A 14,488-nucleotide genomic window follows, 5' to 3' on the forward strand; every position below is an offset into this window, starting at 1 on the left:
GGCCCGCCCCTGGTGGGGCGCCAACGGCGGGCCCGCACCTGCCCCCTTCCCGCCCCGCACGCACCGGAGGACCCATGGACGCAGCCGTACGGGCCTGGCTCGAATCCCAGCTCGGCACCCCACTCGACCAGCCCGACCTCGAGGCCCGCTACGCCCGCCTCGGGACCGCCCGGGCTGTAGCCCTCGAAGTACTCCGAGGCCGGCTGGCCACCCTGCGCACCCAGCCGTCGACCGTGAACGTGTCCGGTGTCGTGTCCGTGTCCTACACCGAGAACATCAAGGCCCTGGAGCGGCAGATCGCCGCCCTGGAAGCTGGAGACCCCCCGGGCCCCGACGATCCGCCGGACGAAACCGGTCCGGACGGGTTCGGGACCCTTCCGCTCGTTGAGCGGCCCCGACGATGAGCACCCCCGCACCCGCCCGCCAGGACCGGGAGACACAGACCGAGCTCCTCGCCCTGATCACCGTCTCCACGCAACGCCTCACCCGGGACTGGGGGCGTCTCATCACCGCCCAGGACGTGCTGCTGCGCACCCTGGAACGCATCCGCCCCGGCATCGGTGCCACCACCCGGTCCCGGGCCGCGATGAACGAGTTCAACCGTCAGGTCGCCATGTTCGACCGGGACGCCCGCGCGTTCGCGGAACGCTGGGCCGCCATAGACCTGCCCGCTGTGTACCGCAACGGCGCCCTCCAGGCGCTGCGCCGAGCCAACGAGGCCATCGACCTGTTCCAGTGGTCCATCGACCACCAGGCCGCCATCGCCCCCCTGACCGCTACGTTCTACGTCGACCTGATCCGCCGCATCCAGGAAGCCGTCCGCCGCGCCCAGGCATTCGCCCGTGCCGCGCAGGACGCCACCCGGGACGTTGTCCTCGGCCGCAACCACACCGGCATCAACAGCAAGGAACTGTCGGACGCCTACCCTCTGGCGACAATCGTCTACGCCGACGAGTCCCGCCACCCGGTCGCTGCTTGGGCGCACGCAGCCCTGTCGTGGCAGGGAGTCGCCACAGCGAATAGGGGAGCGATCAACACCGCGCGGTGGGAACTGGAAGCGGAGTGGATGCAGTGCGTCGACGGACCTGAGTGCGGGTTCGTCTCACATCAGGACACCGACCACGCGGACGGCACGATCCGCAGCATCGACGAAGCGTCCATGTACCCCGCTGCCCACCACGGCTGCATCCGCTCCTGGATCCCCCGCCCCGATCTCAACGGCCGAACCGACATCGAATCCGGAGACCCTGCATGACCGCCCCAAGCATGGCCGACGAGCCCCGCCACGTTCGTATCACCGCCGACGGCGTCATGGGGAAGGTCGAGATCGACGGTGCCGATATCAGTCGCTCGATCCGAGGCTACGAGCTCCAGCACCAGGTCGGCGGCCCCCCGGTGCTCGTACTCCACACCGTCCCACATCGGGGGCTCGACTTTGACGGGCTCGCCCAGGTCGCGGTCGCCACACCCGAGCAGGACGACGGCCAGATCATCGCCGCGTTCCTGGCGAACATCGAACCTGCTGCCCTGTCCCGCGCCGCGCTGGAGCGAGACGACCTCGACGGCAGCCCCAACGAACTCACCGTGGCCATGCTCCGGCAGCTGGCCGACTGGGCGCAGGGGAGGACCTGATGGCCGGACTCGACGCGGCCCTCGCCGGAGTTACCACATGGATCGGGGACAACCTCCTCATCGACACCGTCCGCGTCACCTTGCCCGCCACCGGCGACCCGGTCCTGAACGAGGCCACGGGGCAGCTCGAGTACCCCGACGGCGACATCCTCTACGAAGGGCCCGGCGCCGTGCAGGGCTCTGCCGCCCAGGCAGAGATCTCCGCCATCCCGGACCACAACCTGCCGTGGGTGCAGGAGACCACCTCCCGGTACCGGCTCCTCACCCCCCTGCCCGCACCGATCCCCCCGAAGGACGCCGTGGTCACCGTGGTGGCCGTCCACGACCCGGCACGTACCGGGCTCCTCGGTCGCTCCTGGACCTGTACCGACCCCGGCCGGGCCGGCACCGTCGAAGTCGTCCGTATCACCCCCCTCGACCAACTCCGGACGGGGGCGCCGTGACACCCGACGAACTCGCCGACCGCCTCGACCACGCCGCAACCCGCATCGGGCCCGCGATCCAGAGGGCCGTCCGGCACACCGGAGAGCTCGGACGCGCCCGGATCCGCGGCAACGCGTCCGGGCGGCCCGGCCCGAACGTCATCACCGGCGCGTACCGCAACTCCTGGGAGACGCAGAGCCGCCGCCTTCCGTACGGGGCGATGTGCACCATCGGCACAAACGCCCCTCAAGGCCGCCGCCTCGAGTTCGGGTTCGTTGGACCAGACAGTCTCGGGCGCGTCTACAACCAGCCCCCATTCCCGCATGTCGGCCCAGCCATCGACTACATCGGCGCGACGCTGATGATGGAGATGCGGTACGCCATCGCGGAGGTGCTCCAGTGATTCCCCGACGCCCCGTCACCGCTGCCCTGGCCGCGCTCCTCACCTCCGCTACGGCCCTGCCGGTCGGCCGCGGCCGCATGCCCGACGCGAAACCCCCGTACTACCTGCTGTACTCCCTCGACACCGGACTCGACGGGCCGCCCCTCGCCGACACCCACGACGACATCAGCCTCGTCTACCAGGTGACATCCGTGTCCGGCCCCGCCCCCACCCGGCCCGGATCCGCCGGCACTCTCGACCAGGCCGAACTCCTCGCTGACAAGGCCCGCACCACGTTCCTGGGCCGCGACCCCGCCACCGGGCTGTGGCTGCACCCGCTGGTCATCCCCGGCGCAAAGGTCATGTCCCGAACCCTGGAGGTGGAACCAGGGGCAACAACTGACCCCACGGATGGGATCATCAGCTACGTGCAGCGGTTCAGGTTCGACCTGACCCCCGCCTGACCCCTGGCCAGGCGCTCTACCGCACCGCGGCGGCCCCAGCGCGGACGCGCCACCCACCGGTGGCCGACTTCCACTCACGCGTGAGATGTAAAGGGGCCACCACTATGCCCAGGTTCCAGCGCAAGGGCGTCTCGAAGATCCTCTTCGCGACGGCGATCGCCGACCCCGGATACCTGCCGACCACCGCCGAACTCACCAGCGCCACCGATTACAGCCGACAGATCGCTGCCGTCGACGGGTTCAGCATCGAAAATCAGATGATCGAAACCCCCGACCTGGCGTCCACGTTCGTCAGCAAGATCGGCGGCGACGACACGGCGGCCGACTCGTCCATCACGTTCTACGAGGACGACACCCTCGACGACATCGAGACCGACCTCGCGAAGGGCACCACCGGCTTCATCATCATCTGCCGCAAGGGCAAGACCCCCGGCGCAGCCGGCATGGACGTCTTCCCTGTGACGGTCTCCTCGAACTCCGCCGCGATCACCCTCGACAACGAAGCCGCGAAGATCACCGTGGCGTTCGCGATCACCGACCGGCCGCTCCTCAACGCCACCGTCCCCGCCGGGACCTGACCCCGCCTCCCCCTTGCTCCCGGCCGGGCCCGACGCGTGTTCGGGAAGGGGCGCCGCTCGGCGCCCGGCCGGGCCCCCTTCCCGCTCCTGACGGAGGAACACCATGCCCGCCAAGACCACCACCCCCGCACCCCCGGCCGCCGCGGTAACCAAGGACGCCCACTGGGCTGCCACCCGGGAGCGGCTCCGCAACCGGACCCGGGCCACCGTCGCACTGACCATCTGCGACGACCTTGACGCCCGAGTCGCGCTGGAGTCCGCCAAGCACACGCTGCGCCGCATCAAGGCCGCGGCTGAGGAGCGGATCGACGACGCGACCGGGCCGGAGGCCATCGCTGCCGCAGAGAAGGACGTCGCGGACGCGCAGGAGGCGTACGACGCCGCGGCGATCGTCCTGCGGTTCCAGGCACTGCCCCGCCTGGAGTTCGAGGCCCTGCGGAAGTCGCACCCGGCGACGGAAGAACAGGCCGAGGACGGTCACGACATCAACGTGGAGTCCCTCGGCCCGGAGCTGATTGCCGCCGCCTCCGTGGACGGCATGACCGTTGAGGACGCCCGCGAGTACCTCGACACCTGGTCCGAAGCCGAAGCGGCCGCCCTGTTCAACGCCGCATGGGGTGTGCAGGAGACCGCGCGCATGGACCTGGGAAAAGGCTGATCCGGGATGAGCGCCTGCGCCGTGAGCTCGAACTCTGCGACCGATGGGGCATCCCGCACTCCCTGTTCCGGGGCATTGGCGACGGGGGCTGGACGGTCCGCGACCGGGCGAAGGCGCTGGCGTACCTGGAGTACCAGCGGACCGTATGCCCGCAGTGCAACACCCGGTACGACGACTGGGACCACGGCCAGCCCGGCGAGGAAGACGCCTACGCGGTCAGCGTCCAGCGGTGCGTCGGCTGCCAGGTCATCGCCGACAAGCAGGACGAACTCGCGCGGAACACGGGCGACGACCAGCACGGTGTCAAGGTCGCGCTGATCCCCGCAGCAACCGCCGCCGCGCTCGCGGCGCATCGCAGCCTCGCCGACCGGCGGCGCAGCACCGGCCAGCAGTACTGAGCAACAGAGAGAGGGGAGGGAGACACGGTGGCGAACTGGAACCTGTCAGTGGACCTGCGGGGCCACGGCAACGGCCTTGCCCAGTCCCTCAAGTCCGCCGCCAAGCACGCCCGGACCCTGGGCTCGGCTGCCCGTACCGCGAAGACCGAGGTCCGTGGGCTCGGCCAGGCATCCCAGGCCGCGGCCCGGCACATCCGCACCCTCGGCACCACGGCCCGCACCACCGCCCGCCGTCTCAACAGCCTCGGGAACGACGCACGCACCGCCAGCCGCCAGCTGGGCCGGTACGGAGACGCCGCCCGAACAGCGAACCGGCACGTCAACACCCTCGGCGACCACTCCCGCACCACCGGCCGGCAGCTCGCCCGCATGTCCGGGCAGATCGACACCGCCGTCCGAGACCTCCTGCGTCTCGCCCAGGCCGCACAACGGGCCTCCACTCACATGCGGGGGCTCAGCGACCGCGGCGCCCTACGCCGCATGACTGCCGACACCGGCCGGCTCCGTCGCCAGCTTGTGGGAGCGGCGACGCTGCTGTCCGGTGGTGCCCTCGTCATGGGCATCGGCGACCTGGTCAAGCACGGCAACGAGTACCAGCAGTCGATGAACACCTTCGGCGCGGTCACCGGGGCAACCCAGATGCAGATGCAGCGCGCCGCGGCGACCGCCAGTCAGCTCGGCAACGACCTGTCCCTTCCCGGGGCGACCGCCGCCGAAGCGGCCGATGCCATGGTCGAGCTCGCGAAGGCCGGTTTCCGGACCGACCAGGCGATCAGCGCCACCCGTGCGTCCCTCACCCTCGCCTCCGCCGCCCAGGTCAACGCCGCCGACTCCGCGAAGTACCTCGGCGACATGATGGACCAGTTCGGCATGGGTGCCGATCAGGCCGGTGCCGCCGCCGACACCCTTGCCGCGACCGCAAACGCCGCATCCGGCGACATCATCGACATCTACTACGCCATGAAGTACGCCGGCCCCGTCGCCCACGGCCTCGGCGTCAACATGCAGGAAGCAGCGTCCGCGGTCGGCATGCTCGGCAAGGCCGGCATCCTCGGCCAGACCGCCGGGACCACGCTGCGCGGCATGATGGCCAACCTCGCGTCCCCAACGAAACAGATGACGCAGGGCCTCGAGGCCATGGGCATTCAGGCATGGGACGCCCAGGGCCGGTTCAAGGGCCTCCGATACGTCATCGACGGCCTGTCCAAGGCGCAGCACCGCATGACGCAGCAGGACTTCGCCGCTGCGGTGAAGAAGTCCATGGGCAAGCCGGCCATGTCCGGGGCCATCGCACTCGCCCACCAAGGCGTCGACTCATTCGACGCGCTCATGGCCGCGGTGTCGGAAACCGGGGCCGCCTCCGACATTGCTGCGGCGAAAGGCAAGGGCCTTGCCGGTGCGATGCTGCAGCTGAAGACCCAGTCGAAGCAGACCGGCCTGGCCATCTACGACGGCATGGCGCCCGGACTGGAGTTCCTGACCCGCGGCATCACGTCCGCCCTGGCCAAGGCCACCCCGAAGATCGAGTCCTTTTTCGCCTACCTGAACGACGCCGCGGCGCTGTTCGGCCCGGACATTGCCGCAGCCGCCCGCAGCACGTTCGCCGACATCGGTGACGCCGCCGACGACATGCTCACCCCGTTCAAGGAGCTCGGCGGAGACGCAGCCGCCTCTTCCCTTCACGTCCTCCTGTCGGCCGGCCAGATGGTCGTCGATGTCCTGAAGAACCTCGCCGAGGGCGCCACCCCCGTCGTATCCGCCCTGGGCGACATCGCCGGGGAGGGCAGCGGTGTGGCGGGCTCCCTCGATATTGCGGTCGTGGCCCTGGACGCTGCAGCCGAAGCCGTGTCGTTCCTGTCCCAAATCCTCGGCCCCATCGGGCACCTCATCGGCGGACTCGTCTCCGGATTCGGGGCACTGCCCGGCCCCGTACAGTCCGCAGTCCTCGCAATGCTCCTGATGCGCCGCGTCGGCCCGGTGATCCAGTCCACCGCGACGGGCATCGGCACCCGCCTCACCGGCGCCTACCGGTCCCTGAACGCGCAAATGGCCGTACAGCGGAGCCTGGCCGCATCGTCCGGAGCGACCCTGTCCCGATTCGGTGCAGGCCTCGCCGTCCTCCAGACACGCGTCCCCGCCATCGGGGCGATGGGAGCGAGCTTCCGCACTGCGACAGCTGGCGCTACCGGGTTCGGCGCCGCGCTACGCGGCGTAAGCGCAGCAGCCGGAGCCGGGCTGCGCGCCGGAATGGGCGGCCTCATGGGGGCCCTCGGGGGCCCGTGGGGTGTTGCCATCATGGGCGCCACCATGCTGCTCGGCACGTACCTCACAGCGCAGCAGGACGCCGCCGCAGCAGCATCCCAGCACAAGGCATCCGTGGATGGGCTGACGTCGGCGCTCCGCGAATCGAACGGGGCGATCAGCGAGAACGTGCGCACGCAGGCCGCGCAGACCCTGGCCGACACGAAGCTCCAGCAGAAGGCCATCGGCATCAACACGACGCTGATGCAGGTCCTCGGAAGGAAGGGGCACACCCTTCAGGAGGTCACGGACGCCTACTTGGGGCAGCGCGGCAGCATCAAGGACCTCGCCAAGGAGATGCAGTCCCTAGCGAAGGCGGAACTCGACGAGGGCGGCGACGGGGCGCTGCAGCGGGCCGGCGAGTACGGGATGGCGGCCAAGGCGCTGCGCGGCATGTCCGGAGACGCGAAGACTGCCGCGAAGAACGCCAAGGACCTCGACAACGCGGTGTCCGGGCGAGGCGCCACCGCCTACAGCCGCCTGAAGGATGCCGTCAGCGCTCTCGCCGACAAGACCGCGGACGCCGACTCCCGCACCCGGGCCCTGCGAGACGCCCTCGACCTGCTGTCCGGCGGGTCTGTCAGTCTGCAGGCCGCTCAGGCCCGGGTGAATGAGGCGGTCACCCAGGCGAACGAAGCCATGGCCGCCGGCGTCGACCGTGCCGACGGGTGGGGGAAGGCGCTCATCGGGGCGAACGGGGCCCTGGACACCACGACGAAGAACGGGCAGAGCCTGTTCAACACCCTGAACTCGATCGCGGACAGCTCATCGTCCGCCGCCGTGGCCGCGTACGACTTCGCCCAGTCGCAGGGCAAGACCGTTCCGCAGTCCGTGGCGGCGGCGACGAAGGAGATGCAAGCCGCCCGTGACTCGGCAGTCAAGCTCGCCCAGGGCTACGGACTGAGCCAGAAGCAGGCCGCCGGGGTCGCCGACGCGATGGGCCTGATCCCCGGACGGGTCAGCATCCTCCTGCAGACCGAGGGCGTCGACACCGCGCTCGCAGAGCTGATGGGTGTGCAAGCCGAATTTGAGCGGATGCCAAAGGCGAAGACCATCAAGGTCGACGCGCTGGGAGCGGAGGCGAAGAAGGAACTCGAGGACATCGGGTACAAGATCCAGCTGATCCCGGGGACCCGCGAGTACAAAATCACCGCCCCGACAAAGGCGGCCCGCGCCGAGTTGGACCTCCTCATCGCGAAGCTCGGTCAGACCAACGGCAAGACCCTCGACATCAAGGCGCCCACCGGCAAGGTCAAGGCCGAGCTGCAGACGATCCAGGACAAGGTCCGCGCCACCAAGGGCAAGACGCTCAACATCAAGGCCCCCACCCAGGAAGCCCGCCAGAACCTGGAAGCCCTCGGCTTCAAAATCAAGAACACCAAGGGCAAGACCGTCACGATCAGCGTCCCGACCGGAGACGCCACCCGCAACGCCGCGATCATCCAGTCCGCCATCAACAACATCCGCGGCAAGTCCGTCAGCATCTACCTCAATTACAAGAAGACCGGGAACGACCGCGACGCCAACGGCGTCCCCGACATGGTCCAGGCACCGCAGGCCCACGGCTCCGTCTTGGACTTCTACGCAAACGGGGGCACGAACCGGCGTGGCATCCGGGAGAACCACACCGCGCAGATCGCACCTGCCGGCGCCTGGCGGGTCTGGGCCGAGGAAGAGACCGGGGGAGAGGCGTACATCCCCCTCGCCGCCTCCAAGCGCGGCCGCTCCCGCGCCATCACGGAGGAGACGATCCGGCGCCTCGGCGGCGACCCCCGCAGCGTCCAGTGGAACGCTGACGGGAACGTCACCGACTGGACGTACGACCCCGCCTCCGGATCGCTGTACTCGTCGTCCGACGCAGGGCAGGCCGCCCACAAGACGAAGAAGGTCAAGTACAAGGTCAAGGGCAAGACGAAGACCAAGGAAGTCGAGTACTTCGACCTCGCAGCCCTCGAGAAGAAGCTGAAGGCGAACTCCAAGGCCACCGCCACCTGGGCAAAGAACCTCAGCACGGTCGCGGACCGGGCCGGAGCCGATGTCGCCGACGCTCTCGCTGCGATGGGCGAAGACGGAATCAAGCTCACCGCGAAGATGGCCAAGGGCTCCACTAAGTACGTCAACGACATGGCCAAGGCGCTGCGCGGCCTCGCCGCCACCGCAAAGGCGTCGCTGACCGACTACACCCGGCAGCTATCGAAGGCGAACACCGCCGACGCCACCTTTGCGAAGAATCTGATCACGCTGTCCGCGAAGGGGTACGGCGACCTCGCCAAGCAGCTCGCCGCCCAGGGCGACCAAGCCGCCATGGAACTTGCCGCGGCAGCGGTGAAGGACAGCAAGAAGGCGTCCTCGGCCAACACCGCCGCGAAAACAGCGAACAACGCGCTCACCTCGGACCAGGCGCAGCAGCTCGTCGCCATCATCGCCGCCGTCAAGACCAGCAAGACCGGCCTGCACACCGTCGCGGACACGACCGGGTTTGGCGAGGACGAGATCATCACCATCGCCAACAAGGCGAAAAGCCAGATCAGCGGCGCCCTCGGCTCCCGGGCCACGAAGTTCCTCGCCGACCTGGCCCGCGCCAACAAGGGCCTCTCGTACGCGAACGGCGGGATCCGGGAGGGCATCTACGCCACCCGCGGCGGGGCAGTGACCTTCGCGGAGCCGTCCACGGGCGGCGAGGCATACATCCCGCTCGGCGCGAACAAGCGCCGCGCCGCCACCAACGTGCTGCGAGACGTCGCCAGCCGGTTCGGGGTCGGCCTCACCGACATGTCCGCGACCCGACCGGTCGTCATTGTCCGCGACGGCGGAGATACCCACGTCACCGTCACCGCGGTCCGCACCGGGGCATCCGCGTCGGACATCGGATCGCAGGTCGGCCGCAGCGTGCGACGTGCTCGCAGGGGAGGGGTGAATGCTCGTGCCGCTGCCTGAGCTCACTGACTGGCAGTACGAACTCGGGGGCGTCCTCATGGGCGCCGGTACCCCGGTGCAGGTCATGGAGACGACCGGCCTGGGCCGGCCACCGGTCCGGGACAACGACGCCGACCAGCCGTCCATGGACGGGGCGTTCGCCGGCCCCGACTACTACGCCGCCCGGCAAGTCCAGTTCGATGCCGCCGTCCGTATCCCCGGCGATCCGGCCGCCTGCCACGACGTGGTGGCCGCTCTGCAGGCTTCCGCCGACGATCCGCTTGTACGGCTCGGGGGCGGGGTGACGATGCCGCTGCGCATCAAGCGCCCCGGCCGGCCTGTGAAGGTCCTCAACGGGCGTCTGCGACGGGTCGATCCCGAGTTCAAGCAGGTCATTCACGGCTACGTCCCCCTCGACCTGGAGTTCATCGCCACCGACCCGACGTACTACGCCGACGAGGAGACGACCACTGAGATCCCGCTCGGCTGGCTGACCGGCGGAGGATTCGCCGCCCCCGTCGTCGCGCCGATCTTCGTGCAGTCGGGGACGACGGCTGCCGATCGGCCCGGCTGGGTCACCAACCAGGGGACCACCCCCGCGTGGCCTGTCATCCGGATCACTGGCCCCGTCGCCACAGTCACCGTCACCCACGTCGCATCCGGCCGGCAGCTGTCCATGCCGACGCTGAACCTCACCTCGAGCAGCCAGTGGGTCGAGGTCGACACCCGGCCCGGCTACCGCGCCGTCCGTCGGGAGAACGGCGGCAACGCCTCCACGCTGCTCTCCCCTTCCTCGCGCGTCGACCTGTTCTCCCTGCCGCCCGGCCAGTCCGAGATGCGCTGGACCGGCTTCGACAACACGAACACCGCCCGCATGCGCCTGACCTGGCGCGACGCCTACACCGCCCTCTGAGGAGCGCACACCATGGCCCTTTTCCCCGTGCCGATCCTCACGAACGGCGCCACGCACTCCGCCCAGCAGTTCCGCATGATGGTCCGCGACCTCGTGTCCGGCGCCGAAGGGATCACGCAAGGAACCGACCTCAAGGTCACCCAGCTCGCCACCCCCGGCACCAGCGTCCAGGTCGGCGACGGTTCCGGAGTCGTCCGCGGACGCGTCAACGCCTTCCAGGGCACGTACTCCGTCTGCAACATCGGCGCCGCCACCGTCCCGATCGCAGCCACTGGCGGCACCGCACGCTCGGACATGGTCATCCTCCGCGTCGAGGACCCCGAGTACGAGGGCACCCTCAACCCCGTCGTCGACCAGATCAACTACTTCCAGGTCATCTCGAACGTCTCGTCCAGCGCGACGACAATCCCCGACGGCCGGACAGGTATCCCCCTGGCCCGGATCGACATCCCCGCGTCGACGTCCACGATCACCAACGCCATGATCAAGGACATCCGGCAGGTGGCAGCACCCCGTCGGGAGAGCCGACTGTGGACCCAGTCCCCGACAGCCCTCTCAACCGAGATCACCGGCAGCGCCAGTGTCTTCTCCTACTTCACGACCGCGGCCGGATGGACCATCCCGATCCCGGCCTGGGCCAGCACCGTCCGCATCACCATCACCACGTCCCAGATCCGGTACTCCACCGCCCCCTACTACGGGGGCCTGCGTGCCACCTTCGGCTCCTCGCTCACCGTGCAGCCCGTCAACCTCGACGACAACCAGTCCGGGATCCGCCGCGGAACCGTCGCGGCCGCCGACACCCTCACCATCCCCGACGCCTACCGCGGCACCAGCCAGCTCCTGCGCCTCCAGGCCGCCGGGTACACCGGCAACACCGGAAAGGTCGGCGTCGACGGCAGCACGACGCTCATTGCACAGGTCGAGTTCGAAGAGGCCGCCCGGTGACCCCAGTCCCGGACCGGATCCTCACCCAGCACGCCCTGACAGGGGAGTGGCTGTCCCTCGCCCTGCCCGTCGGAGAGCTGGAGTACGGCGACGAGCTCAACGGCCCTGGCAGTCTCACCGGCACTTTGGCCCCGCGCCTCCTTTCCCAGAGTCCGACCCTCCTTGACCCGGGCACCACGCTCATCTACGTCGAGTCCGCCGGCCAGCTCCGGTGGGGCGGCCTCGTCTGGGACCTCCGCCCCCAAGGCGACACCCTGCAGATCGAGGCAGCCAGCTGGTCGTCGTACCTGATGCGCCGGTACGACGTGGACGGGCAGCTCGGCGGCCGCGGCCCGTACACCTACGCCGACCGCTGCCAGGTCATTCGAGATGTCTGGGCCTACGCGCAGTCCGTCACGGATGGCAGCCTCGGCGTCGTCGTCGACGCCACCACCTCCACGTCCACCGTCGGCACCCCGGCTGAACGCTACGACAGCAACTGGTGGGACGGGCGCGCGCTCGGCGACATCGTCGACGACATGGTCTCCGCCGAGGCCAGCCCCGACTACACCTGCACCACCGCCTGGAACGCGGGCAAGACCGCCCCGGTACGCCGGATCCGGCTCGGCTGGCCACGCCTCGGCGCCCGCCGCACCGACATCACCTTCGCCTCCGGCACGAACATCATCGAAGACCCGGAGATCCCCTTCTCCGGGGACGACTACGCTCAGGTCGTCATCGGCATGGGCGCCGGCGACGGCTCGGCGAAGCGCCGCCAGATCTCCGCCGTCCGCAACGGCCGCCTCCGCCTTGAACACGTAGCCGACTACCCAGAGGTCAAGGGCAACGACGTCCTCGCCTCCCTGACCGCGGCCGAACGCGGCCGCCGCGAGGTCCTCGGCTCCGTCGACCAGATCACCATCCGCGACACCCCGGCCGCCCCCTTCGGGTCCTGGCAAGTCGGCGACGACGTGTACACCCGCGTCCATAACCCGTGGGTCGACTACGTCGGCTGGCGCCGCATCACCGGCTGGACCATCAAACCCGACGCCCCCGGCGGCCCCCAGGCCGTCATCGACCTCAAGCCCGCCGACGCCTACAAGTACGGGGGAGTCTAATGACCGACATCGGCCGAACCCTGGCCCAGCTCGAGAAGCGCCTTTCCGCTGTCGAGCGAACCGCCCGTCTGTCCTCGGCTTCCCTGGACGACACCGCGCTCGAGGTCCGCGACGGTGCCGGGTCGCTGCGCGCTCTCGTAGGACAGCAGGGCGACGGTACTACCGCGGTGAACATCGTCAACGGAGGACCGCCCCCCACACCGGCCACGCCGACGGCAAGCCCCGCGCTGGGCGGAGTAGCCGCAGGATGGGACGGAAGGTTCACCGACGGGGTGGTCATGCCGCTCGACTGGGCCCGGGTCGAAGTCCACGCCTCGCCCACCGCCTCTTTCGTACCGGGGCCGGACACCCTGAAGGCGACGATCGAGACTCCGCAGGGCGGCGTGGTCTACATCCCCAGCACCGCGCCCCTGTATGTGACCCTCGTGGCCCGCAACACCTCGGGCGCGGCATCACCCGCCACGCCGCAGGTCGGGCCCTACGCGCCGAAGCCCGTGGCGGGGGAGATCGGCATCGGGCAGATCACCGAGACGCTCATCGCGGACGGCGCAGTCACTACTCCGAAGGTGTTCGCGAATGCGGTCACGACGGCGAAACTTGCCGCCGGGTCCGTTGACGCCGTCGCCCTCAAGGCCGACGCCATTACCGGCAAGACCATCACCGGGGGGACGATCAACGGTGCCGAGTTCCACTCCGACGACGGAGCCGGCGGCTTGGTCGACATCTCCGCAGGCACCGTCGAAACAACGGCCGCCAACGGCTGGAAGATTGTCATCGACCCCACACAGGCCTTGCCCGTCATCGACCTGCTGGACAACACCGGCGCCACCGCAGGGTCCATCAACGGGACCGGCGACCCGGCCCGCCCCGGACTGAACGTCAGTTCCGGCCCTTTCGCCGACGGGGCGATCAACGACTGGCGATGGGTTACACACTGCGGTGCCGACGGCCCGACCGCCAACGGATGGAAAACCGTCCGCGTCCGCGAATCGGACAGCAGCGTCTTCAGCGGCGGCTACCTCAGCCTCGAACCGGCCCGCTCGATCCTGGCGGTAGTCAACAGTGCGACCCCAGCCTCCAACACGCTGTTCCAGATCGATCCCGGTCTGTTCACCCTCGACGAGGGGCGCGTACTGATCGATCCGCCAGCCTCCTCATCGAGTGCCCTGCTCATCACCACGAAGACGGGGCATACCGGATACCTGATCCGTGCCCAGCTGAATGGGGCCGACCGTTTCATAGTCACGCCCGCCGGAGCCATAGCTGCTACCGGCAGCATCGCCGCTACCAGCGGAATCCTCAGCACGGACCTCACCATCGCAGGCATCTCGCAAGGCCGGGGCTACGCCGCGTTCCAGGCCCGCGACACCCCCACCGGCACCACGATCACAACCAGCGAGCAGATCGCCCTCACCCAGACCGGCGTCACCATCAAACGCGACCGCGCCTACCGGATCTCCGTCCGCGGCCTCGCCCGGAACGACACCGCGAACACGGGCGTCCGGGTTCGGGTCCGGAAGACGAACGCGTCCGGCGCAATCTGGCTCGACACCTTCACCGTCACCACCCCCTCGGCCAACGCGAACTACCAGTACGCCAACGACCAGATCATCATCAACGACTCTGGCGCCGACATCACTACCACCCTTGTCATGACATGGGTCAGCGTCGCCGGCGGCAACTCCTTCCTGAACACCGGCCTCGGCTTCTATACCGCCTTCGAAGTTCTCGACGTCGGCGCCATGGCCAACTTCCCCACTGCCCAGTCCGTCACCTGA

The 14,488-nt window shown here is 69.3% G+C and carries 14 protein-coding genes; all 14 read left to right on the forward strand.

Annotation, left to right across the window (positions count from 1 at the left end):
* The first annotated feature begins 74 nt into the window (after nucleotides 1-74).
* The 14 genes from OCT49_RS39265 (at nucleotide 75) to OCT49_RS39330 (ending at nucleotide 14,488) form a co-directional block, all read left to right on the forward strand.
* Nucleotides 75-404, forward strand: a complete 330-nt coding sequence (locus OCT49_RS39265) for a hypothetical protein (RefSeq protein ID WP_283856963.1) — start codon at nucleotides 75-77, stop codon at nucleotides 402-404.
* Nucleotides 401-1,255 (forward strand): hypothetical protein, encoded by an 855-nt coding sequence (locus tag OCT49_RS39270; protein WP_283856964.1) that lies wholly within the window; start codon nucleotides 401-403, stop codon nucleotides 1,253-1,255. The genes OCT49_RS39265 and OCT49_RS39270 overlap by 4 nt, the downstream gene beginning before the upstream one ends.
* Nucleotides 1,252-1,632, forward strand: coding sequence for a hypothetical protein (locus OCT49_RS39275; protein ID WP_283856965.1), 381 nt, complete (start codon nucleotides 1,252-1,254; stop codon nucleotides 1,630-1,632). The genes OCT49_RS39270 and OCT49_RS39275 overlap by 4 nt, the downstream gene beginning before the upstream one ends.
* Nucleotides 1,632-2,075 (forward strand): DUF6093 family protein, encoded by a 444-nt coding sequence (locus tag OCT49_RS39280; protein WP_283856966.1) that lies wholly within the window; start codon nucleotides 1,632-1,634, stop codon nucleotides 2,073-2,075. The genes OCT49_RS39275 and OCT49_RS39280 overlap by 1 nt, the downstream gene beginning before the upstream one ends.
* Nucleotides 2,072-2,458 (forward strand): HK97 gp10 family phage protein, encoded by a 387-nt coding sequence (locus tag OCT49_RS39285; RefSeq protein WP_283856967.1) that lies wholly within the window; start codon nucleotides 2,072-2,074, stop codon nucleotides 2,456-2,458. The genes OCT49_RS39280 and OCT49_RS39285 overlap by 4 nt, the downstream gene beginning before the upstream one ends.
* A complete protein-coding gene (locus OCT49_RS39290; protein WP_283856968.1) occupies nucleotides 2,455-2,901 on the forward strand; it encodes a hypothetical protein in 447 nt (148 codons plus the stop codon). The genes OCT49_RS39285 and OCT49_RS39290 overlap by 4 nt, the downstream gene beginning before the upstream one ends.
* 104 nt (nucleotides 2,902-3,005) lie before the next feature.
* On the forward strand, nucleotides 3,006-3,479 hold the full coding sequence (locus tag OCT49_RS39295) for a phage tail tube protein (protein ID WP_283856969.1): 474 nt from the start codon (nucleotides 3,006-3,008) through the stop codon (nucleotides 3,477-3,479).
* A 103-nt stretch (nucleotides 3,480-3,582) separates the two neighbouring features.
* Nucleotides 3,583-4,137, forward strand: a complete 555-nt coding sequence (locus tag OCT49_RS39300) for a hypothetical protein (RefSeq protein ID WP_283856970.1) — start codon at nucleotides 3,583-3,585, stop codon at nucleotides 4,135-4,137.
* The gene (locus OCT49_RS39305) at nucleotides 4,092-4,535 is read left to right on the forward strand and encodes a hypothetical protein (protein ID WP_283856971.1); all 444 of its coding nucleotides are present in this window, start codon (nucleotides 4,092-4,094) and stop codon (nucleotides 4,533-4,535) included. Before OCT49_RS39300 ends, OCT49_RS39305 begins: the two co-directional genes overlap by 46 nt.
* Before the next feature lie 27 nt (nucleotides 4,536-4,562).
* Complete coding sequence (locus OCT49_RS39310; protein WP_283856972.1) at nucleotides 4,563-9,773, forward strand: phage tail tape measure protein; 5,211 nt, start codon at nucleotides 4,563-4,565, stop codon at nucleotides 9,771-9,773.
* Complete coding sequence (locus OCT49_RS39315; protein WP_283856973.1) at nucleotides 9,754-10,665, forward strand: phage tail family protein; 912 nt, start codon at nucleotides 9,754-9,756, stop codon at nucleotides 10,663-10,665. Before OCT49_RS39310 ends, OCT49_RS39315 begins: the two co-directional genes overlap by 20 nt.
* A gap of 12 nt (nucleotides 10,666-10,677) precedes the next feature.
* Nucleotides 10,678-11,613, forward strand: coding sequence for a hypothetical protein (locus OCT49_RS39320; protein ID WP_283856974.1), 936 nt, complete (start codon nucleotides 10,678-10,680; stop codon nucleotides 11,611-11,613).
* Nucleotides 11,610-12,710, forward strand: coding sequence for a hypothetical protein (locus OCT49_RS39325; RefSeq protein ID WP_283856975.1), 1,101 nt, complete (start codon nucleotides 11,610-11,612; stop codon nucleotides 12,708-12,710). Before OCT49_RS39320 ends, OCT49_RS39325 begins: the two co-directional genes overlap by 4 nt.
* Entirely contained in the window at nucleotides 12,710-14,488 is a 1,779-nt protein-coding gene (locus OCT49_RS39330) for a hypothetical protein (protein ID WP_283856976.1), read from the forward strand. Before OCT49_RS39325 ends, OCT49_RS39330 begins: the two co-directional genes overlap by 1 nt.

The sequence above is a fragment of the Streptomyces sp. ML-6 genome, from assembly GCF_030116705.1.
Taxonomy (GTDB): Bacteria; Actinomycetota; Actinomycetes; order Streptomycetales; family Streptomycetaceae; genus Streptomyces.